The 22,858-nt window shown below is 67.4% G+C and carries 20 protein-coding genes; 12 read left to right on the top strand and 8 right to left on the bottom strand.

Going from position 1 to position 22,858, the window contains the following annotated elements; genetic code table 11:
- Positions 1-5: 5 nt before the first annotated feature.
- The 4 genes from GSQ95_RS15370 (at position 6) to GSQ95_RS15355 (ending at position 5,884) form a co-directional block, all read left to right on the top strand.
- The gene (locus GSQ95_RS15370; protein ID WP_158894395.1) at positions 6-1,004 is read left to right on the top strand and encodes an ABC transporter substrate-binding protein; all 999 of its coding nucleotides are present in this window, start codon (positions 6-8) and stop codon (positions 1,002-1,004) included.
- Between the two features lie 64 nt (positions 1,005-1,068).
- Positions 1,069-2,319 (top strand): OprD family porin, encoded by a 1,251-nt coding sequence (locus tag GSQ95_RS15365; protein ID WP_158894392.1) that lies wholly within the window; start codon positions 1,069-1,071, stop codon positions 2,317-2,319.
- Positions 2,320-2,337: 18 nt separating this feature from the next.
- Positions 2,338-4,410 (top strand): 3-hydroxyacyl-CoA dehydrogenase NAD-binding domain-containing protein, encoded by a 2,073-nt coding sequence (locus GSQ95_RS15360; RefSeq protein WP_158894389.1) that lies wholly within the window; start codon positions 2,338-2,340, stop codon positions 4,408-4,410.
- Positions 4,411-4,558: 148 nt separating this feature from the next.
- The gene (locus tag GSQ95_RS15355; protein ID WP_158894386.1) at positions 4,559-5,884 is read left to right on the top strand and encodes a M20/M25/M40 family metallo-hydrolase; all 1,326 of its coding nucleotides are present in this window, start codon (positions 4,559-4,561) and stop codon (positions 5,882-5,884) included.
- A gap of 47 nt (positions 5,885-5,931) precedes the next feature.
- On the opposite strand, the gene GSQ95_RS15350 is transcribed toward GSQ95_RS15355, so the two are convergent.
- On the bottom strand, positions 5,932-7,056 hold the full coding sequence (locus GSQ95_RS15350; RefSeq protein ID WP_158894383.1) for an MFS transporter: 1,125 nt from the start codon (positions 7,054-7,056) through the stop codon (positions 5,932-5,934).
- A gap of 264 nt (positions 7,057-7,320) precedes the next feature.
- Between GSQ95_RS15350 and GSQ95_RS15345 the strand changes: the two genes are divergently transcribed.
- Both GSQ95_RS15345 and GSQ95_RS15340 read left to right on the top strand, forming a co-directional pair.
- On the top strand, positions 7,321-7,749 hold the full coding sequence (locus tag GSQ95_RS15345; protein ID WP_158894380.1) for a DUF2231 domain-containing protein: 429 nt from the start codon (positions 7,321-7,323) through the stop codon (positions 7,747-7,749).
- Positions 7,746-9,041 (top strand): sorbosone dehydrogenase family protein, encoded by a 1,296-nt coding sequence (locus GSQ95_RS15340; protein ID WP_158894375.1) that lies wholly within the window; start codon positions 7,746-7,748, stop codon positions 9,039-9,041. The genes GSQ95_RS15345 and GSQ95_RS15340 overlap by 4 nt, the downstream gene beginning before the upstream one ends.
- Positions 9,042-9,086: 45 nt before the next feature.
- On the opposite strand, the gene GSQ95_RS15335 is transcribed toward GSQ95_RS15340, so the two are convergent.
- From GSQ95_RS15335 to GSQ95_RS15315, 5 genes are all read right to left on the bottom strand, one after another.
- Positions 9,087-9,395 (bottom strand): cytochrome o ubiquinol/quinol oxidase subunit IV, encoded by a 309-nt coding sequence (locus tag GSQ95_RS15335; RefSeq protein WP_158894373.1) that lies wholly within the window; start codon positions 9,393-9,395, stop codon positions 9,087-9,089.
- Positions 9,392-10,021 (bottom strand): cytochrome c oxidase subunit 3, encoded by a 630-nt coding sequence (locus tag GSQ95_RS15330; protein ID WP_158894370.1) that lies wholly within the window; start codon positions 10,019-10,021, stop codon positions 9,392-9,394. Before GSQ95_RS15330 ends, GSQ95_RS15335 begins: the two co-directional genes overlap by 4 nt.
- Entirely contained in the window at positions 10,018-12,051 is a 2,034-nt protein-coding gene (locus tag GSQ95_RS15325) for a cbb3-type cytochrome c oxidase subunit I (RefSeq protein WP_372241642.1), read from the bottom strand. Before GSQ95_RS15325 ends, GSQ95_RS15330 begins: the two co-directional genes overlap by 4 nt.
- Before the next feature lie 22 nt (positions 12,052-12,073).
- A complete protein-coding gene (locus tag GSQ95_RS15320) occupies positions 12,074-12,925 on the bottom strand; it encodes a ubiquinol oxidase subunit II (protein ID WP_256664599.1) in 852 nt (283 codons plus the stop codon).
- 210 nt (positions 12,926-13,135) lie between these two features.
- Positions 13,136-14,035: a LysR family transcriptional regulator gene (locus tag GSQ95_RS15315; RefSeq protein ID WP_158895821.1), complete on the bottom strand. Its 900-nt coding sequence runs from the start codon at positions 14,033-14,035 to the stop codon at positions 13,136-13,138.
- A gap of 146 nt (positions 14,036-14,181) precedes the next feature.
- Between GSQ95_RS15315 and GSQ95_RS15310 the strand changes: the two genes are divergently transcribed.
- The 3 genes from GSQ95_RS15310 to GSQ95_RS15300 all read left to right on the top strand — a co-directional run bounded on the left by GSQ95_RS15310 (position 14,182) and on the right by GSQ95_RS15300 (position 18,061).
- Positions 14,182-15,261 (top strand): 4-oxalomesaconate tautomerase, encoded by a 1,080-nt coding sequence (locus tag GSQ95_RS15310; protein ID WP_158895823.1) that lies wholly within the window; start codon positions 14,182-14,184, stop codon positions 15,259-15,261.
- A gap of 58 nt (positions 15,262-15,319) precedes the next feature.
- The gene (gene dctA, locus GSQ95_RS15305; protein ID WP_158895825.1) at positions 15,320-16,633 is read left to right on the top strand and encodes a C4-dicarboxylate transporter DctA; all 1,314 of its coding nucleotides are present in this window, start codon (positions 15,320-15,322) and stop codon (positions 16,631-16,633) included.
- 114 nt (positions 16,634-16,747) lie between these two features.
- On the top strand, positions 16,748-18,061 hold the full coding sequence (locus GSQ95_RS15300; RefSeq protein ID WP_158895827.1) for a CitMHS family transporter: 1,314 nt from the start codon (positions 16,748-16,750) through the stop codon (positions 18,059-18,061).
- 17 nt (positions 18,062-18,078) lie between these two features.
- On the opposite strand, the gene GSQ95_RS15295 is transcribed toward GSQ95_RS15300, so the two are convergent.
- Positions 18,079-18,867, bottom strand: coding sequence for an extracellular solute-binding protein (locus tag GSQ95_RS15295; RefSeq protein WP_158895829.1), 789 nt, complete (start codon positions 18,865-18,867; stop codon positions 18,079-18,081).
- Between the two features lie 151 nt (positions 18,868-19,018).
- Here GSQ95_RS15295 and GSQ95_RS15290 point away from each other — a divergent pair, with 151 nt between their 5' ends.
- The 3 genes from GSQ95_RS15290 (at position 19,019) to GSQ95_RS15280 (ending at position 22,341) form a co-directional block, all read left to right on the top strand.
- Complete coding sequence (locus GSQ95_RS15290) at positions 19,019-19,696, top strand: response regulator transcription factor (protein ID WP_158895831.1); 678 nt, start codon at positions 19,019-19,021, stop codon at positions 19,694-19,696.
- A complete protein-coding gene (locus GSQ95_RS15285; RefSeq protein ID WP_158895833.1) occupies positions 19,674-21,047 on the top strand; it encodes a HAMP domain-containing sensor histidine kinase in 1,374 nt (457 codons plus the stop codon). Before GSQ95_RS15290 ends, GSQ95_RS15285 begins: the two co-directional genes overlap by 23 nt.
- 136 nt (positions 21,048-21,183) lie before the next feature.
- Positions 21,184-22,341, top strand: coding sequence for a D-alanyl-D-alanine carboxypeptidase family protein (locus tag GSQ95_RS15280; protein WP_372240093.1), 1,158 nt, complete (start codon positions 21,184-21,186; stop codon positions 22,339-22,341).
- A 14-nt stretch (positions 22,342-22,355) separates the two neighbouring features.
- Here GSQ95_RS15280 and GSQ95_RS15275 read toward each other — a convergent pair.
- Positions 22,356-22,858: alpha/beta hydrolase (locus tag GSQ95_RS15275; protein WP_158973842.1), on the bottom strand; the 503-nt coding region annotated here is incomplete at its 5' end.

Raw genomic sequence — 22,858 nt, 5'->3', positions numbered from 1 at the left:
TTGCCATGTCGTTCAAGCGTCTGTTTTCCGCCCTCGGCCTGAGTGCCGCGCTGCTGACCGCCACCCCCGCCGTGCAGGCCGATGAAGCGGTCAAGGTGGCCATAGGTACCGAAGGCTTCGTGCACATGCCGCTGTTCGTGGCGCTGGATGCCGGGCTGTTCAAGAAGCACGGGCTGGACGTCAGCCTGGTCAAGTTCAAGGGTGGCGGCGCGGCCGCCTCCGGGCTGGTCAGCCGCTCGGTGGAGTTCTGTTCCTGCGCCATCCAGAACGCCATCAACGCCAAGGTGAAGGGCGCCGACGTGACCCTGCTGGGGCGCATGGTCGGCCAGTATGCGAGCAACGTGGTGATCCGCCAGGAGGTGGCCGACCGCCTGGGGCTGAACGCCAACTCCACCGTCGAGCAGCGTCTGGCCGCCTTCAGGGGGCTGCGCCTGGCAGTCAGCGGGACGGGCGGCAGCGCCGACTTCCTGGTGCGCTTCCTCGGCCAGGAAGCCAAGCTGCAGTCGGAGAAGGATTTCACCCTGCTGTACCTGAACAACGGCGGCGCCATGCTGGCCGCCTTCGCCCAGGGCCGCATCGACGGCTTCGCGCTGTCGTCGCCGGCGTCGGACAGCGCGGTGATCGAGCAGCAGGGCTTCACCCTACTGGACATGTCCGAGGGCCAGGTGAAGGCCCTGGACGGCTATCCTTCCATCGCCCTGAGCGCCCGCCGCGAGTGGTCGCAGGAGCATCCGGACACGGTCAAGGCCTTTCTTGCCGCGCTCAACGACGCCACCCAGCTGATCAGCCAGCATCCGGACGAAGCCGCCAAGGCCGTGCGCACCCGCTTCGAGGGCGTCAACGACGAGGTCTATGCCGCCGCCTGGAAGAACAACCGCAAGTCCTTCCCCGCGACGCCCTATCTCACCGATGAAGACGTCCAGCGCGCCATTACCTTCCTGGGCCAGATCCAGAACACCCAGATCCCCGGTACCGCCGCCGATTACCTGACGCAGGTGCGCTGACCCGCACGCTTCCTTCCATCCCCCTGGCGCGCCGCGGGTGGCCAGGGTTCGGTAGAGATTCCCTATGCACAGGCATCATGACAAGCCGATCCTGGCGGCAGGGCTGGGTATTGCCCTGCTGACGCCCCTGACCTACGCCGATGGCTTCCTCGAAGACAGCAAGGCCACCCTGGAGCTGCGCAACTTCTATATGAATCGCGACTTTCGCGACGGCAGCGGCCAGTCCAAGCGCGAGGAGTGGGGCCAGGGCTTCATCCTCAAGTACGAATCCGGCTTTACCCAGGGCACCCTTGGCTTCGGCCTGGACGCCCTGGGCCTGATGGGGTTGAAGCTCGATTCAGGCCGTGGCCGCACTGGCACCGGTCTGCTGCCGGTAGACGACGAGGGCCGCGCACCTGGCGAGTACGCCAAGGCCGGGGCGACCTTCAAGGCGCGCCTCGCCAGGAGCGAATTGCGGATCGGCACCCTGCTACCGCGTTGGCCGACCCTGCTCACCAACAATGGCCGCCTGCTGCCCCAGACCTTCGAGGGCAGCCAGTTCGAATTCAAGGAGATCAAGGGGCTGACCCTGACCGGTGCCAACATCCAGCGCACGGTCTATCGCGACAGTTCCGGGGCCGATGGCCTTTCGCTGAATAACAAGAATCGCCGTTTCAGCGGTTCCCTGGAGGGGGGTGATTTCAATGTCGTCGGCGCCCTTTACCGCTTCGGTACCACCACCGATGTGAGCGCCCAGTACGCCGTGCTGGAAGATGTCTATCGCCAGCGCTTTCTCGGCCTGACCGACCGCCGCAAGGGCGACTGGGGCGCCTTCCTCACCGAGGTGCGGCTGTTCGACAGCGACGACGAGGGTCGCGCCCGCGGCGGACGCATCGACAACCGCGCCTTCAGCACCCTGGGTACCTACACGCGCGCCGGCCATTCCCTGGGCCTGGGCTATCAGAAGATGTCGGGCTCGACGGCCTTTCCCTATCTCAATGGCACCGATCCCTATCTGGTCAACTTCATCCAGGTGGGCGACTTCGCCGAGACCAACGAGCGCTCTTGGCAGGCGCGCTACGATTACGACCTCGGCCAGCTGAGTGTCCCCGGCTTGAACTTCATGACGCGCTTCGTACGCGGCAGCCAGGCCGATCTGCGCGGCGGCGCGTCCGGCGGCGAACGGGAACTGGATGTGGAGCTGCAATACGTGCTGCAGGGCGGCTCGCTCAAGGGCCTGAACCTGCGCCTGCGCAGCGCCACCTACCGTTCCGATTTCTCGCGGGACGCCAATGACGTCCGCGTCATCGCCAGCTATCCGCTGTCGCTGCTCTGAACCTTCGGGAGACCCTACATGACCACCGTGACTCTGCGACGGATCGACGCCCTGGGTGTCATCACCCTGGACCATCCACCGGTCAATGCCCTGTCCCGCAAGGTGCGTGCGGGGCTCCTGGCTCGGTTGCAGGAGGCCCTGGCGGATGACGGGATCCAGACGCTGGTGATCACCTGCGCCGGGCGGACCTTCGTCGCCGGCGCCGACCTCCGCGAATTCGACCTGCCGCTGCAGGAGCCCCATCTGCCGGATGTGCTGGCGGCCCTCGAAGCCTCGCCCAAGCCGGTGATCGCCGCGCTGCATGGCACGGTATTGGGCGGCGGGCTGGAGCTGGCACTGGCCTGTCATTACCGGGTCGCGGCGACCGCTACCACCTTCGCCTTGCCGGAAGTCAGCCTGGGCCTGATCCCGGGCGCGGGCGGCACCCAGCGCCTGCCGCGCCTGGTGGGCGGGCTCCTGGCGCTGGACATGATCGTGGGCGGCACGCGCCTGGATGCCAGCGCGGCGCTCGCCGCCGGGCTGATCGATGGACTGGGTGAGGGAGAGCCGCTGGAGCTGGTTCAGGCCTTCTGGCTTGAACATCCGGGGCTGGACAGGCGGCCAACCGCCGCACGCAAACTGGCTCCCTTCGATCTGGAGGCCTTCGAGGCCCAGGCCCGCGGGTTGCTGCGCAAGTTGCCGGGCCATGAGGCACCGGTGCTGGCGCTGGACGCCTTGCGCGGTGCCTGGCAGCTGTCGCTATCCGCCGCCCTGCAGCGCGAGCGTGAGCTGTTCGTTGCCCGGCGCGAGTCCGCCCAGGCCCGGGCCCTGCGCCAGGTGTTCTTCGCCGAGCGCGCCCTGGCGGGTCGTAACCGCGCCCTGGCCAAGGCGGCGCCTCCCGTAGCGTTACGGCAGGTGGCGGTGATCGGCGCGGGGCTGATGGGCAGCGGTATCGCCCTCTGTCTGGCCAACGCCGGCCTGGCCACCGTCCTGATCGATACCCAGCCCCAGGCCCTGGAACGGGGCCGCGCCACGATCGACAGCTATTTCTCCGGCAAGGGCCGCCTGACGGCGGATCAGGCCAGCGCGCGCGCCGCCCTGATCCGCTGTGAGGCGACGCTGGACGCGGTAGCCGACGCCGATCTGATCATCGAGGCCGTGTTCGAGGATCTGGCGGTCAAGCAGGAGGTCTTTCGCCAGCTCGATTGCCTGGCCAGGCCCGGCGCCATCCTGGCCACCAACACCTCCTATCTCGACATCGATGCCATCGCCGGGGTGACCGGCCGGCCCGAGGCGGTGATCGGCATGCACTTCTTCAGTCCGGCCCAGGTAATGAAACTCCTGGAGGTGGTTCGCACCCGCGCGGTTGCGCCTGCCGTACTGGCCACTGCTCTGCAGCTGGGCGAGCGCCTGGGCAAGACCACGGTGGCGGTGGGCAACTGCCATGGCTTCGTCGGCAATCGCCTGCTGGCGGTACGCGAACGCGAGGCGACCCTGCTGGTGGAAGAGGGCGCAGCACCCGAACAGGTCGACCGGGTGCTGCGGGAATTCGGCTTTCCCATGGGGCCCTTCGAGCTGCGTGACCTGGCCGGGATCGACATCGCCTGGCGCAATCGGCAGGGGCGGGGTGAATCCCTCAGCCCTGCCGAGCGGGCCTGCGACCTGATCGAGCAGCTGCACGCCCGCGGCCGTCTTGGCCAGAAGTCCGGCGCCGGCTACTACCGCTATGAGCCGGGTCAGCGTCAGGGCCAGGCGGATCCCCTGATCGCCGGGTTGCTCGCCGCCCACCGTCAGCGTCGCGGCATTGCCCCGCGCAGCCACAGCGATACGGAGATCCTCGAACGCTGCCTGTTCGTGATGATCAACGAAGCGGCCTGGCTGCTGGAGGAGGGCATCGTCGAACAGCCGGTCGACATTGATCTGGTCTGGCTGCACGGCTACGGCTTTCCGCGCTATCGCGGCGGGCTGCTGTACCACGCCGACCAGTGCGGGCTGGAGCGAATCGTCAGCACCCTGGAAGGCTGGTCCGCCGCCCTGGCGGAGCGCGGGACGCGAATCTCTCCGCGGCTCAGGCAACTGGCGGCCGAGGGCCGGACATTTCTGGACCTGTGAGTCGAAGGCAGCACCCTGAACGACGCTGCATATCCGAGAGCGCCCGGTTCTTTGACCTTTCGTTCGCGGGCACCTAGGGTCAGGCAGGGCGCATTCGTCTGACGATTGCGCTTCATCGGAATACCAATTCAGGCAATGGGAGTGTCAGATGTCTTTTGCTCGTTCGGCCTTGGCCAACCGCTTTTCCGCTCTAGTGCTTACTGCCGCGACCGCCACCCTGGCGTTGCCCCTGGCCGCCGCGCCGGGGGTCGAGGGATCCCTGTCTGCTGTCCAGGGCGATGCCCGGGTCACCAAGGCGCTGGACGCGCTGCGCGCCGATGACGGCCGCACCTTCACGGAACAGAAGCACATCGCCCAGATTCCCGCGCCGCCGTTCAAGGAAAAGGTGCGCGCCGAGTATTACCTCAAGCGTTTCCAGGAGCTGGGTCTCAAGGACGCCAGCATCGCTCCGGAAGGCTATGTGATCGCCACCCGCAAGGGCAGTGGCCAGGGTCCGCAACTGGTGGTCTCGGCGCACCTGGATACGGTGTTCCCCGAGGGCACCGACCTGACCCTCAAGGAACAGGAAGGCAAGACCTACGGCCCTGGCATCGGCGATGACGCCCGGGGCCTGGCGGCGCTGCTGTCGGTGATCGAGGTCCTGAACAAGAGTGGCATCGAGACGGTGGGCGACCTGATTTTCGTTGGTACCGTGGGCGAGGAGGAGCTGGGCAACCTGCGCGGGGTGAAGGCTCTGTTCAAGGATCGCCAGGGCATCGACGGCTTCATCTCGGTGGACGGCATCGACGTGCGGCGGATCGTCAATCGCGGCACCGGCAGCCACCGCTACGAGATGACCTTCAAGGGTCCGGGTGGCCACAGCTTCGCCGAATTCGGGCGACCCAGCGCCATCCACGCCATGGGTCGTGCCATCGCCAAGATCGCCGAGGTGCGGCCGCCCAAGGAGCCCAAGACCACCTTTACCGTGGGCACGGTGCAGGGCGGCACCTCGGTCAACGCCATCGCCGGCGAAGCGCGCCTGACCCTGGACATGAGATCCAACGAGGAGGCCGCGCTGCTGGCCGAAGAGAAGGAGATCCTGGCCCTGGTGCAGGACGCGGTGAAGGAGGAGAACAAGCGCTGGGACACCGATCAGATCTCGGTCGACATCAAGCTGATCGGTGACCGTCCGGCCGGTGGCACGGCGGAGGATTCGCCCATGGTGCAGACGGCGCAGCGCTCCATCGCCGCGGTCACCAACGGCGCCAAGGTCACCCTGAGCGGTGGCAGCACCGACTCCAACACCGCCATGTCCCTGGGCGTGCCGGCCATGACCATCAGCGGCGGCGGGGAGGGCGGCAGTGCCCACTCGCTGGCGGAGTGGTACAAGCCGGTGGATGCCTACCAGGGGCCGCAGAACGTGCTGCTGACCAGCCTGACCCTGGTCGGCGTCAAGGGCGTCAGCGAGCCGGTGCTGCAGGCCCACGGCAAGTAGCGGCAGGCAGACCCTGGCGTCCGCAACGGACGCCAGGGTACGGAGAGCTAAGCGGCAGCCGGTTTCAATCTCAGGCAGGCCAGGGAACTGGCCAGGATCGCCAGGCCGGACAGCGGATACAGCAGGGTCGAAGGCACCAGGGGGATCAGCACGCCCGCCAGCAGCGGGCCCACGCCGGCACCCACGTCGCGCCACATGGCGTTGGAGGCCAGTGCCGGCAGCCGGGCCTGACCGGGATGGCGGGTGGCGACCAGGGTCACCACCAGGGGGATCTGCAGGGCACGCAGGATCAGTACGCCGCCGGCGCCGAGGATCAGCCAGTGAAAGCCGAAGGCGATCAGGAACAGCGCGGTGAGCGTCGAGCAGACCACCAGCATGGGCGCCGCGCCATAGCGATCCGGCGCCCGACCGCCGAGCGGGCTGAGCAGCATGTCGGACACATAGCGCAGCGCCATCAGCAGCCCGGCCACCAGCACGGCATCGCCGCCCAGTACCGCCTGGGAAAAGGCCGACAGGCCAAAAATGAACAGGCCATCCAGGGTCACGCCCTCGATGAAGGACCAGGTGACGATGCGATCCGGCCAGCGCAGGCGCCGCCCGGGCGCCGGCAATTCGTGACCGGCGCGCGGCAGCCCCAGGGCCAGCAGCAGCCCGATCAGACAGAGACCGCTGCTCAGCAGCAGCACCGCGCGCGGCCCGTATTGCAGGGTCAGCCAGGCACCCGCGGACAGGGCGAGCATGGGACCGACGGCGATCAGCGCCCGGGAGGTGCCGGTGCGCCGGGCGGCGCCGGCCGGGTCGGCGGTGGCCAGCACCTGGGTGGACAGGTTGAAGGTGGCGAAACTCAGGCCCCAGGCCAGGCGTAGCCCCAGCAACGCCCAGAAACCCGAGAGGTTGGCGTTGCCCAGGGCGCAGAGCGCGGCCACCGCGGCGGCCACCACCAGGCTGCGCCGATCGCCGCAGCGGGCATAGAGCTGCACCACATAGCGATAGCCGACGATGCGGATCACCCGGTTGGCGGCCAGCAGGATGCCGGCTTCGATCAGGGTGATGCCGAAGACCGGGGCGTACATGGGCAGGACGAGGTACAGCAGCACGTCGCTGGGCAGGCAGCAGGCCAGGACGATGGCCGCGCGCCGGGAGGCCTGGTCGACGGACCGGGAAGAGGTCATGCGCGAAAGATTCCTGTGGACGAGGTGACGTCCAGCCCTTCGGTCGGCAGCTGGACAGCGGGATGCACCGGCGGCATTGCCGGACAGGCGCCTGGCAGAGGCCGTGGCTGCAACGAGACTGTCATTATCTCTTCTTTTGCAAGAGGTGTCCGCCAGGCGCAGCGGCTGAACTAACCCCGGGCGCGCGCAATCCTTTTCAGTGCGTCTTGCGTTGCGCAGTGGCTGCCCGGCCCTGCCACGTCCCGTCTAGAAAAGGAGTCGTCAGTGACCGTAGCTGCCCATCATTACCACCCTGTCCGGCCCGGCCCGCTGCACGCGCTGCTGCTGGCCGGCTCCGTCCCGCTGTTCATCGGCGGCCTGCTCAGCGATATCGCCTACTACCAGACGATGCAGATCCAGTGGGCCAACTTCGCCGCCTGGCTGATCGCCGGGGCGCTGTTGCTGTCCGGGCTGGCCCTACTGTTCGCCCTCGGCAATCTGTTCGGCGCGCGCTTCCGCGGTCGCCGGCCGGCGGCCTATTTCCTCCTGCTGCTGCTGGCCTGGGTGCTGGGGCTGGTCAATGCCTTCGAACACGCCAAGGATGCCTGGGCGGTGATGCCCGCCGGGCTGATCCTCTCGGTGGTGGTTTCGGTGCTGAGCCTGGTGGCCGCCTGGATCGCGCTGTCCAATCTGCGTTCGGAGGTGGTTCGATGAGCACTCCAAGAGCCTTGAGCGTCCTTGGTCTGGCCGTGCTGCTGGCCGCCTGCGGCAACGAAGGCGGTGCCGACACCCAGGCGCGCGGACCCGATCCCAAGCTGCCCGAACCCCAGCGCGGCCTCCTGCCGAGCATGAAGATCGCCGAGCCGGCCCCCTGGGGCGATCGCACCCCCAGCGTGCCCCAGGGCTACACCATCACCGCCATCGCCACTGACCTGCGCATTCCGCGGCAGATGCTGGTGCTGCCCAACGGCGACATCCTGGTGGCCGAGGGCCGCGGCGGCAACGCGCCGAAGCTGAAGCCCAAGGACGTCATCGCCGGCTACATCAAGGCCCAGGGCAACACCCAGGTGAAGGGTGGCAATCGCCTGACCCTGCTGCGCGATGCCGACGGCGATGGCAAATACGAACTCAAGACCGTGTTTGCCGAGAATCTCAACGCGCCCTATGGCCTGGCCTTCGCCAATGGCCGGATCTACGTGGCCAACCAGGACGCCCTGGTCAGCTTTCCCTACCAGGACGGCCAGACCCAGGCCAGCGGCGCGCCGGATAAGCTGGTGGACCTGCCGGCGGCGATCAATCACCACTGGACCAAGTCCCTCGCCGCCAGCGCCGATGGACGCTACCTTTATGTGGGCATCGGCTCCAACAGCAACGTCGGCGAGCGCGGCATGGATGTCGAGGTGGATCGCGCGGTGATCTGGCAGATCGATGCCCAGAGCGGCGCGCACAAGAGCTATGCCACCGGGGTGCGCAATCCCACCGCCCTGGCCATCCAGCCCGACAGCGGCCAGCTGTGGGCGGTGGCCAACGAGCGCGACGAGATCGGCCCGGACCTGGTGCCGGACTACCTGACCTCCATCCGCGAGGGCGGCTTCTACGGCTGGCCCTACAGCTACTGGGGGCAGAACGTCGACACCCGCGCCCAGCCGCAGGATCCGGCCAAGGTGGCCGCGGCCATCAAGCCCGACTACAGCCTGGGCTCCCACGTCGCCGCCCTGGGCGTGACCTTCGCCACCGCGGCGGTGGGCGGTCAGTTCACCGATGGGGTCTTCGTTGGCGAACACGGCAGCTGGAACCGCGACAAGCCGGTGGGCTACCGCGTGGTCTTCGTGCCCTTCCAGCAGGGCCGTCCGGCTGGCGAGCCCATCGACTTCGCCACCGGATTCTTTGGCGACGACGGCAAGACCCGCGGCCGACCGGTCGGGGTGGCGGTGGACCAACGTGGCGGCGTGATCATCGCCGACGACCTGGCCAATACCGTCTGGCGGGTGACGCGCACCCAGTAAGGTAGGTGATGACCCGGTTGCCGTCTTGCGGGACGGTGACCGGTATCAACCCATGCGGTGATGAAGATCGCCCAGCACGATCAGGCTACCCACCACCATCAGCACCAGGATCAGGCTGGTGAACAGCAGCAGATAGAGGTCGTGGCGGTGCGAGCGACCCAGGCTGATATACAGAAAGCAGCGCAGGTGCACCAGGATCTGCAGCAGGCCCAGGCCGAAGATGACGCCCAGGGTGGTCCCGCGTGGCCAGTTCGGGAAGAGCACCAGGCCGATGGGAATCAGGCTCAGCGTCACCGCCAGCATCAGGCCGATCACATAGCTCGCCAGTTCGCGGCGATAGTCGTCACGCTTCATGGCAACAGCCCCTGCAGGTAGACCACCGACAGGATGGCGACCCAGACGATATCGAGAAAATGCCAGAACAGGCCCAGGCGCATCAGCCGGGTTTTCAGCGGCGTATCCAGGCCGAACATCCTCAGTTGCACCAGCATCACCACCAGCCACAGGCAGCCGCTGGCGACGTGCACCCCGTGCATGCCCACCAGGGCGAAGCAGGCCGAGAGAAAGGCGCTGCGCTGGGGCAGGGCGCCCTTGTCCGCCATGCCGAGGAAGTCGTGCACCTCCAGGCCGAGGAACACCAGCCCCAGGGCCAGCGTCACCAGCAGCCAGGTCACCAGGGGCCGCAGGCGACCCTCGTGGTACTTCATCGCCAGCGACGCCAGGCCGTAGGTAAAGCTGCTAGCCAGCAGCACCAGGGTCTGGACGGTGACACTGCCGATCTCGAAGACGTCCCGGGCCACCGGTCCCCCGGCGGTGGCGTGCTGCAGCGTCGCATAGATGGCGAACAGCAGCGCGAACACCAGGGCGTCGCTCATCAGGAAGATCCAGAAGCCGAACAGTGAGTATTCGGCCTCGGCGTGGGTCGCGTGATCGGTGTGACCGACGTTGAGGCCGGCGTGGTTCATATCACGCGAACTCATGGCCCCATCTCCGCCAGGCCACGATTGCCCGGCCCGGTTTCCTCGTCGCGCGTGACGGGGCGGGTCGCGGCGACCTCATTCAGCCAGGCCTCATGCTCGCGCCGAATGTCCGCCGCCGAGATAAGTCGCTCGGTATCGCGCTGGAAGCTGCGGGCGATCACCGCGCCCCAGGCCACCAGCAGCCCCAGGACGGCCATCCAGCCGATGTGCCAGACCAGGCCGAAGGCGCAGGCGAAGCCCGCCGCGCCGACGATGGCCGGTACGGCGCTGTTCCTGGGAAGCACCAGATCGGCATAGGTCCGCGGCCGGTCGTAGGCCAGGCCCTGTTCCTTGAGCCAGGTGAAGGGGTCGCGGTCGTTGATCGGCAGCGGCACGGCGAAGTTGTACTCCGGCGGCGGCGCGGCGACCGCCCATTCCAGGGTGCGGCCATTCCAGGGATCACCCGCCGGCACCCGCGCACTGTCGCGGCGCCGGATGCTCACCACCAGCTGAATCACCAGGCTGCCCAGGGCGGCCAGCAGCACCACCGCGCCGAGTTCGGCGACCCACAGCAGCGGAGCGAAATCGGGGTTGTGGATGGCCTGGCTGCGCCGCGGCAGACCGGAGACGCCCAGCACATACAGGGGCATGAAGGCGAGGATGAAGCCCAGGCCGAAATTCAGCGCGGCGATGCGGCCCCAGCGCTCGTCGAGGCGAAAGCCAAAGGCCTTGGGGAACCAGAAGTGGTAGCCCGCCAGCATGCCGAACAGCATTCCCGGGATCAGCATGTTGTGGAAGTGGGCGACCAGGTAGACGGTGTTGTGCACCTGGTAGTCCACGGGCGGCGTGGCCAGGGTGATGCCGGTGAGGCCGCCAATCACGAACAGCATGATGAACATCACCGCGTAGATCAGCGGCGTGGTCAGGCGGATGCGACCGCGGAACATGGTCGCCATCCAGTCGTAGATCTTCACCCCGGTGGGAATGCCGATGAGCATGGTGGCGATGCCGAAGACGGCGTTGATTCTGGGGCTCTGGCCCATGGTGAAGAAGTGGTGCAGCCACACGGTAAAGGACAGCACGGCGATCACCAGGGTGGCCCAGACCAGCGAGTGGTAGCCATAGAGCCGCTTGGTGGAAAAGGTGGCGAAGACCTCGGAAAACACCCCGAAGGCCGGCAGGATCAGGATGTACACCTCCGGGTGGCCGAACAGCCAGAACAGGTTGATGTAGTTCATCAGGTTGCCGCCCTGGGTATTGGTGAAGAAGTGGAAGTCCAGGTAGCGGTCCAGGGCCAGCAGCAGGGTGGCCACGGTCAGCGGCGGCATGGCAAAGATCATCAGGATGCTGGTGCACAGCGCCGTCCAGCTGAACAGCGACATATGGAACAGGCGCATCCCCGGCGCTCTTTCCTTGTAGAGGGTGACCGCGAAGTTGAGGCCGGTGAGGGTGCTGCCCAGGGAGCTCAGGGTCAGCGCCCAGATCCAGTAGTCGGGGCCGACGCCGGGCTGGTATTCGACGCCGGTATAGGGCGGATAGCCGCTCCAGCCGCCGGTGGAAAAGCGCCCCAGCACCAGGGACACCATCACCAGGGCGGCACCGGCCACGGTCAGCCAGAGGCTGATGGCGTTGAGCAGGGGAAAGCGCACGTCGCGGGCGCCGATCTGCAGCGGCATGACGAAGTTGATCAGCCCGGTGAGAAAGGGCATGGCGACGAAGAACACCATGATGGTGCCGTGGGTGCTGAACAGCTGGCCGAAGTGTTCCGGCGGCAGGTAGCCCGGCGCATCGATGGCCAGCGCCTGCTGGGTGCGCATCATCACGCCTTCCACTACGCCGCGGCTGAACATCACCAGCGCCAGGACGACGTACATGATGCCGATGCGCTTGTGGTCCAGGCTGGTGAACCATTCCTGCCAGAGATAGCGCCACTTGCCGAGCCAGGTGATCGCCCCCGCAGCGGCCAGGGCGCCAAGGATCACCACGCTGGCGCCGCAGGTGGCGATCAGGCTGTAGAAGGGCAGGGCGTCGTAGCCCAGGCGGCCGAACAGCAGGTGCCAGATGGCCGAGGAATCAGTCATGGGCGGCTCCGGTAAAGGTGGCACAGGTGGGTACCGGGTCCTGGCGATAGCGCGCCAGCACCCAGGCGAACAGGGCGGGTTGGGTCAGGCGCCACTCGGCGGCCTGCTCCAGGGTGCCGGGACGGGCCAGCACCTGGTAATGGGCGCAGTCCAGGGCTTCGCGGGCCTGACCGACCTGTCGGCTCCAGGCCTGGAAATCCGCCTCCGCCAGCACCCGGATCGGGAAGTGCTGGTCCTGGAAACCTTCGCCGCTGTACTGGGCATTGCGGCCCTCGAACTGACCGGGCGCCGGAATCTGCAGATAGCGCTGGGTCTGCATGCCGGCCATGGCATAGATCTGGCCGCCCAGGCGCGGCAGCAGCAGGGATTGCATCACCGTATCGCTGGTGAGCCTGAGCTGTATCGGCCGCCCCGCCGGCAGGACCAGCTCATTGACCGTGGCGATGCCCTGTTCGGGATAGAGAAACAGCCACTTCCAGTCCAGGCCGATCACCTGGACCTCCAGCGGCGCCTCGCCGGGCGTCGGCGAGCGATAGGGGTCCAGACTGTGGGTGCGGGTCCAGACCAGGAAGGCCAGCACCGCGACGATCAGCGCCGGCACGCCCCAGGCGAAGACGTCCAGCAGCCAGGAAAACTCCCAGCGTGGCCGGTAGGCGGCGCGCCTGTTGCCGTGGCGATAGCGCCAGACGATCAGCGGGGTGAGCAGGATCACTGGCAGCACCACCACCAGCGCCAGGCCGACGATCCACAGCAGCAGGTCGCGTTCGCCGCTAGCGGCGAGGCCGGCCGGGGCGAGAAAGCCGTGCTGCAGCGGCGAACAGCCCGTGAGCGAAGCGGCGAGCACCAGGCCGGCCAGCGCCCGGACGCCTGAGCGGTGCCGCGAGGTGCTCCCCGGACGAGGAGTAGAAGGACGCGATATTCGCGCTAGGGACATGAGCGGACCTGACCGTAACCAGTTGTTGCAGCCAACAGACCGCCCAAGGCGACACGACGTTCACTGGATACTGGCGCTTGGCCGCTTCTGTTCAGGACAAGGGCGTGTGCATGGCGCGAACTAGGGCTGTTCGGTCTTCCACTGGCCGAGCAGGATGGCGACGAATTTTTCCGCGGCGGGCGACAGCGAGGCGCCGCGGCGCGAGACCAGGCCGAGGGTACGGGTCACTTCCGGATCGGTGAGGGGCACGCTGACCAGGGTCGGGTGGTCGGCGTCCGGCATGGCCAGGCTGGGCATGGCCGAGACGCCGAGGCCGGCTTCCACCATGCCCAGGGAGGTGGACAGGTGCTGCACCTCGTAGAACCACTTGGGGCGGATGCCGCGCGCGGAGAGGGCATGGTCGAGCAGCACCCGGTTGCCGCTGAGGCGCCCCACGCCGATCAGCCGGTGCTCGACCAGCTCGGCCCAACTGATCGACGGGCGCCCGGCCAGTTCGTGGTCACGCCGGCAGGCCAGCACGAATTGCTCTTGCACCAGGGGGACGAATTCGATGTCCGGGTGCTGGCCGCTGAGCATGTTGATGCCGAAGTCGGCCTCCCCGCGCAGTACGGCCTCCAGGCCGTTGTTGGCGCTGAGGTCCAGCAGCCGGATGCGGATCTTGGGGTATTGCTCGTTGTACTGGCGGATCACCGAGGGCAGGAAGTAGAAGGCCGCGGTGGGGATGCAGGCCAGGGTGACCTGGCCGGTCTGGCGCTCGGCCAGTTCGCGGATGCTGAGGATGGAATCCTCGAAGTCGTCCAGCAGGCGGCGCGCCTTGGGCAGGAAATCGCGGCCGACGCTGGTGAGGCCGACGCGACGAGTGGTGCGTTCGAGCAAGGGCGTGCCCAGGCCGTCTTCCAGCTTCTTGATGCGCCGGCTCAGGGCCGGCTGCGACAGGTGCAGGGCGTCGGCGGCCTCGTGGAAGCTCCCCAGTTCGGCGATCTTCACGAAAGATCGAATGTCTTGCAGCTCGTAGTCCATGATTGCCCTGCCTCGGAACCTCGACGTCATTGATTATCCAAGTGGAATAATAGCGCTGATATTTGCATTGGATAGATTTATGTCCGGCTGCCAATCTTGCCTCCAGAACATCAATAACCGCTATTGATCAACAAGAGTCAGCAGTTATGCAACGTATTCCCTGCGTTCTCATGCGAGGCGGTACCTCCAAAGGCCCCTTCTTCCTCGCCAGCGACCTGCCCAGCGATCCCGTCCAGCGCGACGAGATGCTGATCGACCTCATGGGTGCCGGTCACGAACTGGAAATCGACGGCATTGGTGGCGGCAGCCCCCAGACCAGCAAGGTCGCCATCATCAGCCCGTCCAGCCATCCCGATGCCGACGTGGACTATCTCTTCGTCCAGGTGATGGTCGCCGAGCGCCGCGTCGATACCGCGCCCAACTGCGGCAACATGCTCTGTGCCGTGGGTCCCTTCGCCGTGGAGCAGGGGCTGGTCGCCGCTGAGGACGGCAAGACGCTGGTGCGCATCCGCAACCTCAACACCAACAGCTTCGTCGATTCGCTGGTGCATACGCCCGGCGGCCTGGTGCGCTATGAAGGCGACACCGCCATCGACGGCGTGCCCGGCACCGCCGCGCCGGTGCAGCTGACCTTTCTCGACGCCGTGGGCAGCAAGACCGGCAAGCTGTTTCCCACCGGCCAGGCTACCGATGTCTTCGACGGCGTGCCGGTGACCTGCATCGACATGGCCATGCCGATGATGGTCGTCGAGGCCCGCCACCTGGGTGTGACCGGCAGCGAGCGGCCGGCCGAGCTGGACGCCAACACGGCGCTGCTGGCGCGGCTGGAAGCCCTGCGTCTGCAGGCGGGCCGGGCCATGGGCCTGGGCGATGTCAGCGGCAAGGTGATCCCCAAGCCGGTACTGGTCTCCCGGCCGCAGCACGGCGGCACCCTGCAGGTGCGCTATTTCATGCCGCACAGCTGCCACCGCGCCCTGGCCATCACCGGTTCCATCGGCCTGGCCACCGCCTGCGTCACCGCGGACACGGTGGTGATGGCGCTGCTCGGCGAGTCGGCGCGTGACCTGACCCACGTCCGCCTGGAGCATCCCAGCGGCGGGATCGACGTCGTGCTGTCGCGCGGCGGCGCGGACGGCACTACCATCCAGGCCTCGGTCGTCCGGACCGCGCGCCGCCTGTTCGCCGGCCACGTGTACGCGCCCACCGCGCGGAGGCTTGCCAGCTAAAGCGATATCCCCCCAACCACCAGCGCATCCGCACAACTTCAATAAACGGTGATGCCCCATGAAACTTGCCAAATCGCTGTACTTCCAGATCCTCTGCGCCGTGGTCCTCGGGGTGCTGGTCGGTCACTTCTGGGCGCAACAGGCCGTCGCGCTCAAGCCCCTGGGTGACGCCTTCATCAAGCTGATCAAGATGATGATCGCCCCGGTGGTGTTCTGCACCATCGTCACCGGCATCGCCGGCATGACCGACAAGAGCACCCTGGGTCGGCTGATGGGCAAGACGCTGCTGCTGTTCCTGGTGCTCACCGTCCTCAGCCTGTTCATCGGCCTCGGCGCGGTCTATCTGTTCCAGCCCGGCGTGGGCATGAACATCGATCCCGCGACCCTGAGCACCGCCAGCATCGCCCAGTACACGGCGTCGGCGGCCAAGCTCAGCGTGGTGGACTTCTTCATGCACATCATCCCGGACACCTTCATGGGGGCGTTCAACAAGGGTGAGGTGCTGCCGGTGCTGTTCATTGCCGTGCTGTGCGGCTTCGCGCTCTCCGCCATGGGCGAGCGCGGCCGGCCGGTGCTGGAGGTGCTGGAGTCGGCGTCGCAGATGGTCTTTCGCATCTTCGGCTACCTGATGCGCTTCGCGCCGGTGGGTGCCTTTGGTGCCCTGGCCTTTACCGTCGGCCAGTACGGCATCACCTCGCTGGGTTCCCTGGCCAAGCTGATCGCCACCCTCTACATCGCCTGCGCCTTCTTCGTCTTCGTGGTGCTGGGCGCGCTGTGCCGCTCGCGCGGCTTCAGCCTGTGGAAGCTGCTGCGCTACTTCCGCGAGGAATTCCTGGTGGTGCTCGGCACCTCATCCACCGAGCCGGTGCTGCCGCGGATGCTGCAGAAGCTCGAAGGCCTGGGCTGCAAGAAGGGCGTGGTCGGCCTGGTGCTGCCCACCGGCTACTCCTTCAACCTGGATGGCACCGCCATCTACCTGTCGCTGGCTGCGGTCTTCATCGCCCAGGCCTGCAACATCGACCTCACCCTCGGCCAGACCCTGACCATGCTGGCGATCATGCTGCTGTCCTCCAAGGGTGCGGCAGGGGTGACCGGCAGCGGCTTCGTCGCCCTGGCCTCGACCCTCACCGTGATCCATGACATTCCCCTGGCCGGTCTGGCGTTGCTCATCGGCATCGACCGCTTCATGTCCGAGGCCCGCGCCCTGACCAGCCTGGCCAGCAACGCCGTGGCCACGGTGGTGATCGCGCTGGGCGAGGACGCCTGCGACCGCGACAAGCTGATGCGCGCCCTGGAAACCGGCAAGGCCGAACCCCTGGCGCTGCCCGAGGCCGCCGAGTGGACGGCACCGGACGCCCGTCCCCACGCCTGATCGGTCCAACCCCGCTACCGCTGCACTCCCACCTCCGCGCCGTCAGCTGGCCGGAGGCGGGGATCGGCTGGCCCGCGTCTGGCCAGACCCACAACAAGAACAAGGGATATGCCTATGCTCGCGCTTCTCGGTCTGATCATGGTGGTGACCTTCACCTACCTGATCATGAGCAAACGTCTGTCGCCCATCGTGGCGCTCACCGTGGTGCCCATCGTCTTCGCCCTCATCGGTGGCTTCGCCCCCACCACCGGCAAGATGATGCTCGACGGCCTGAAGATGGTGGCGCCCTCGGCGGCGCTGCTGCTGTTCGCCATCCTCTTCTTCGGCCTGATGATCGATGCCGGACTGTTCGATCCGCTGATCCGCAAGATCCTCAAGCGGGTCAACGGCGACCCGGTGAAGATCGCCATCGGCACCGCGCTGCTGTCGCTGCTGGTGGCCCTGGACGGCGACGGCACCACCACCTACATGATCACCTGCGCCGCCATGCTGCCGCTGTACAAGCGCATCGGCATGAATCCCATGGTGCTGGCGACCGTCTCAATGCTTTCGCTGAGCATCATGAGCGGCATGAGTCCCTGGGGCGGCCCGGCCACCCGCGCCATCGCCGCGCTGGGGCTGGACGCCACCGCCTACTTCATTCCCATGCTGCCCACGGTGATCGGCGGGGCGGCCTGGGTGGTCTTCACCGCCTTCCTGCTCGGTCGCCGCGAGCGCGCGCGGATCGGCAACGTCGCCCTGGAAAGCGGCGGGGCGGCGGGCAGCAAGTGCTATATCGAGGAGATCCTCGGTGACTCGCCGAACAAGCGCCCCCGCCTGGCCTACGTCAATCTGGTGCTGGTGATCGCGGTGATGACCGCCCTGGTCATGGGCGTGATGCACGCGGCCATCCTGTTCATGATCGGCTTCGTGCTGGCGCTGATGATCAACTACCCGCAGCTGGAGTTGCAGAAGGAGCGCATCCTGGCGCACTCGGGCAACGCCATGACCGTGGTGCTGCTGGTGTTCGCCGCAGGCATCTTCGCCGGCATCTTTTCCGGCACCAAGATGGTCGACGCCCTGGCCCAGACCCTGGTCGACTGGATTCCGCCGGCCTGGGGCCACTGGTTCCCGCTGGTGGTGGCCATCACCAGCATGCCGCTGACCTTCGTGCTGTCCAACGATGCCTACTACTTCGGCGTGGTGCCCATCCTGGCCAATGCCGCCGCGGCCTATGGGATCGATCCGGTGGAGATCGCCCGCGCCTCGGTGCTGGGCCAGCCGGTGCACCTGATGAGTCCGCTGGTGGCCTCGACGCTGCTGCTGGTGGGCATGGTCGACCGCGACATCGGCGACTTCCAGAAGGCCACCGTCAAATGGGCGGTACTGACCTCCCTGGTCATCACCGTACTCGCCCTGGCCACCGGCGCCATTTCCTTCTTCGTCTGACGCCGGCGGCCTGGCCCTTATGGCTGGGCGGGGATGGGCTTGAGACCGCTGTCCTGGATGGCCTTGGCGGCGTCCTTCGAGGCCAGGTACTGCAGCAGGGCGCGGGCCGCATCCGGGTGCGTGCTCTTGCTGACCACGGCGCCGGAATAGAGGGTCATCTTCTGCGCCTGGTCGGGGATCAGGCCGACGATGTCGATGCCCTGCACCGGCTTCAACTCGCTCAGTTGCTGGAAGCCCAGCTGGGCGTCACCGCGGGCGACGACTTCGCCCACCGGCTCAGCGGGGATCATGCGCGCCTTGGCCTTGAAGGCGTCGCTCAGCTGCATGCGCGGGAAGAGGATGTGCGACAGGTAGACGCCGCTGGCGCTGTCGGAATAGGCCACCGACTGGGCGTTCTCCAGGCTCTGCTTGAAGGCGTCCATGGTGGCGATGTCCGGCAAGGGCGCGCCCTTGCGCACCGCCAGGGCGATGAACGACTGGCCCAGGTCGACGCGGCTGTCCTTGAGCGCCTGGCCGTTGGCGACCAGCTTGTCCAGCGCCGAACCCACCATCAGCACCACGTCGGCCGGCTCGTTGCGGGCCAGGCGCTGGGGGATGGCCTGGGGCGTGTCGCCCATGGACGGCGCGGCGGCGATGTCCAGTTTCACGCCGGTGGCCTTTTCATAGGCCGGGGCGACTTCGCGGATGGCGCCCATGATGCCGCCCGAGCTCAGCACCGTGAGGGTGGTGACGGGTTGCGCGGCCAGCAGCGGCGTGGAGGCCAGCAGCAGGGCGCCAAGGGCGAGGGTGGGCAGACGTCGAAACATGGTGAGGACTCCAGGGTGAAAAGACCTACGATAGACCGCGGGCAGGGCGGAAGCGCGTTAGTCCGAATGAAGAAAAATTTAATTTACCGGCCTGGGCGTTTTCCCTAGGGTGTCCGGTCCGCCAGACCGGGCGCCAGATCCAGAGGCCATCATGACCCAGGCTTTGGTCATCGAAGACGACGAGGTGACCGCCCACGCCATCGTCAGCGAATTGCAGGCGCAAGACTATCAGGTACGCTGGGAACGCACCGGCCGCGACGGCCTGGCCGCGGCCATCGCCGGCGGCCACGACATCATCACCCTCGACCGCATGCTGCCGGACTTCGATGGCCTGACCATCGTCAGCACCCTGCGCGGCCTCGGCATCGCCACCCCGGTGCTGATGCTCAGCGCCCTGTCCGACGTCGACGAGCGCGTCCGCGGCCTGAGATGCGGCGGAGACGACTACCTGACCAAGCCCTTTTCCCTGGTGGAGATGATGGCGCGCCTGGAGGCGCTGCTCAGGCGGCCGGCCGCCCAGTCCGCCAGCCACCAGTTGCGGGTGGGGGAGCTGACTCTGGACCTGATCGACAACACCCTGACCCGTGCCGGCGAGGCCATCGCCCTGCTGCCCACCGAATTCAAGATCCTCACCTACCTGATGCGCAACGCCGGGCAACTGGTGACCCGCACCATGCTCTTCGAGCAGGTCTGGGGCTATCACTTCGATCCGGGCACCAACATCATCGACGTGCACATGGGGCGACTCAGACGCAAGATCGAACGGGCGGGGCGGCCGCTGGTGCATACCGTCCGTGGAGCCGGCTATGTCCTCGTCGTCCCGGACTAGGCGCTGGCGCTCGGGCGGCAGCCGCCTGCTGGCGCTCTATGCGTTGCTCTTCGTGGCCTGGGGCGCGGTCTTCACCGGGGTGCTCTACTGGCAGATCTCCGGCTACCTGGGCGCCGTGGCGGAGCGCACCCTGCTGCAGCGGGCGCACTACTACGGCAAGGTAGCCGACGCCGACCTGCTGGGGGAACTGCAGGCCAGCGAGGTCTATTCCATGCCCGGTATCGACGCCTACGGCCTGTTCGAGGCCGATGGTCGCTATGTCGCCGGCAACCTGGTCAAACTGCTGCGCAACCTGCCGGACGACGGTCGGGTGCACTACCTGCAGCGCGGCCTCAGGACCACCGACGCCCTGGACGAGACCCGCAGCAGCCACGCCTTTCTGCAGCGCCGCGCGGACGGCCGCATCCTGGTACTGGCCCGCGATGGCGGTTCCATTTCGGCGGTGGGCGGCATCATCGGCCAGGCGCTGTTCTGGGGGCTGTCGCTGACCCTGATTCCCGGGCTGGTCGGCTGGCACCTGCTGCGGCGACGACCGCTGCGACGCGTCGAGCGACTGCAACGCAGCCTGGAGCGGATCGTCGCCGGTCATCTTGAGGAACGCCTGCCGCTGTCGCCGCGGCACGACGAGCTGGACATGCTGGCCGACGCGGTCAACACCACCCTGGCCCAGCTGGAGCGCTCGATGCACGAGGTGAAGGGGGTCTGCGATGGCATCGCCCATGACCTGCGCACCCCGCTGACGCGGCTGCGGGCGCGCCTGCACCAGCTGCAGCAGCTGCCCCTGGCCGAACCCCAGGCCGACAGCCTTGGCGAGGCCCTGGCCGAGACCGAGGCCATCATGTCGCGCTTCCAGGGCTTGCTGCGCATCTCCGAGCTGGAGGACACCCGACGGCGCATGGCTTTCGCGCCCCTGGACCTGGCCGCGCTGCTGCGCCAGGCCCATGATTTCTACGAGCCCCTGGCCCAGGAAAAGGCCCAGACCCTGAGCCTGGAACTGGGCGAGGCGTTACCGGAGGTGCAGGGCGACGCCGAGTTGCTGTTCGAGGCGCTGGTGAATCTGCTCGACAACGCCCTCAAGTTCGCCCCCGCGGGGGGACGGGTGCGGCTGGTGGCGCGCGGCGTCGGCCTGGCGGTGCGCATCGAGGTGATCGACGACGGCCCCGGCATTCCCGAAGCCGAGCGCGAGAGTGTGCTGCGGCGGCTCTATCGCGGCGATGCCAGTCGCCAGCAGCCGGGCTACGGCCTGGGCCTGTCACTGGTGGCGGCCATCGTCCGCCTGCATGGTTTCAGCCTGAACATCGAGACGGCCGAGCCGCTGGGCGCCCGGGTGGTCATCACCAGCGCCGGCTGAGGCGCGGCTTCCTAAATTTTTCTTCACTTTCCTTCATTTGAGACCTTTGCAGGGCTCTCCCAGGATGGCGGACCCCACTGCCATACCGGATCTGCCGCTCGTGAAACACCCCTTGCTCTGCCTCGGTCTCGCCGCCCTGGGTCTCGCCTGGCTCGGCCAGGTCGAGGCTGCACCCGCCGCTGCGCACGCCGCTGCACCCGCCGCCAATGTGCTGATTCCCTCGCCACCCCAGCTCTCGGCCAAGGCCTGGGTGCTGATGGATGCCACCACCGGCCAGGTGATCGCCGAGGAGGATTCCCACGAGCACCTGCCGCCGGCCAGCCTGACCAAGCTGATGACCGTCTATGTGGCGACCCGTGACATCCAGGCCGGCCAGCTCAAGGCCGACGACAAGGTCACCGTCAGCGAGTACGCCTGGCGCACCGAGGGCTCGCGGATGTTTCTCGATCCGCGCACCCCGGTGGCGGTGCACGATCTGCTGCAGGGCATCGTCATCGACTCGGGCAACGATGCCAGCGTGGCCCTGGCGGAGCACATCGCCGGCAGCAACGAGAGCTTCGCCAGTCTGATGAACGCCACGGCCCAGCGCCTCGGCCTGCACGACAGCCACTTCATGAATCCCACCGGACTGCCCGATCCCGAGCACTTCTCCTCGCCCTACGACATGGCGCTGCTGGCCCGCGCCATCATCCAGGACGAATCGGCCTACTATGAGCTCTATGCGAAGAAGTACTTCACCTGGAACGGCATCCGCCAACCCAATCGCAATCTGCTGCTCTGGCGCGATCACACCGTGGACGGCCTCAAGACCGGGCATACCGAGGCGGCCGGCTACTGCATGGTGACCTCGGCGCTGCGCGACGGGCGTCGGCTGATCACCGCGGTGTTCGGTTCCAACTCGATCAACAACCGCGCGGCGGACACCCAGAAGCTGCTGACCTACGGCTATCGCTTCTTCGACAACCTGAGCCTCGACAAGGCCGGCGTCGCCCTGGGCACCCCGGCGATCTGGGAGGGCGAGCAGGCGACCCTGCCGGTGGGCGTGACCCAGGACGTGGTGCTGACCCGCCCCAAGGGTCAGCAACCGCCCGAGCGCCGCCTGGTGCTGGACGAGCCGCTCGTGGCGCCCATCGCCCAGGGCGCCGTGGTCGGCCGCCTGGAGCTGCTGGAGGGTGACCGCATCCTGCAGACCCGCCCGCTGGTGGCCCTGGAGGCGGTGGAGCAGGGCGGCTGGTGGTCGCGCTGGCCGCAGCACCTTTACCGGCTGATGCTGCACTGGTTCGGCCGGATCTGACCCGGGGGGCGGACTCAGGCCTGCTGCTGCAGCTGCTCGCGCAGGAAGGCGTTCATCCGCTCCAGCGTCCAGCGCACACCTGGCAGCACCCCGAGCATCTCGATGAAGCCGTGGATCATGCCCGGCAGCTCGTGGTACTCCACGGCGTTGCCGGCACCGATCAGCACCTGGGCCTTGAGCCTGAGCGGTCCCTCGCGCAGGTGCAGCGCGGCCATGGCCGCAAGACCACCGCCAGCGCTGTCGCCGGCCACGGCGACGCGGTCGAGATCGAGGTGCAAGGCGCCGCCGGCCTCGGCCAGCCAGTGCAGGGCGGCCAGCACATCGTCAGGGCTCGCTGGGGCCGGATGCTCGGGGGCGAGGGCATAGTGCACCGCCAGCACCGCATAGCCGGTACCCAGGGCGATCTGGCGACAGAGCGAGTCATGGCTGTCCAGGTCGCCGATCACCCAGCCACCGCCGTGCAGATAGACCACCAGCGGGCGGGGTCGATCGTCTTCCGCATAGGGGCGGTACAGGC

Source organism: Pseudomonas sp. BAV 4579 (assembly GCF_009765395.1).
Lineage (GTDB): Bacteria > Pseudomonadota > Gammaproteobacteria > Pseudomonadales > Pseudomonadaceae > Chryseomonas > Chryseomonas aestiva.
This window is presented reverse-complemented; position numbering and strand designations above follow the sequence as displayed.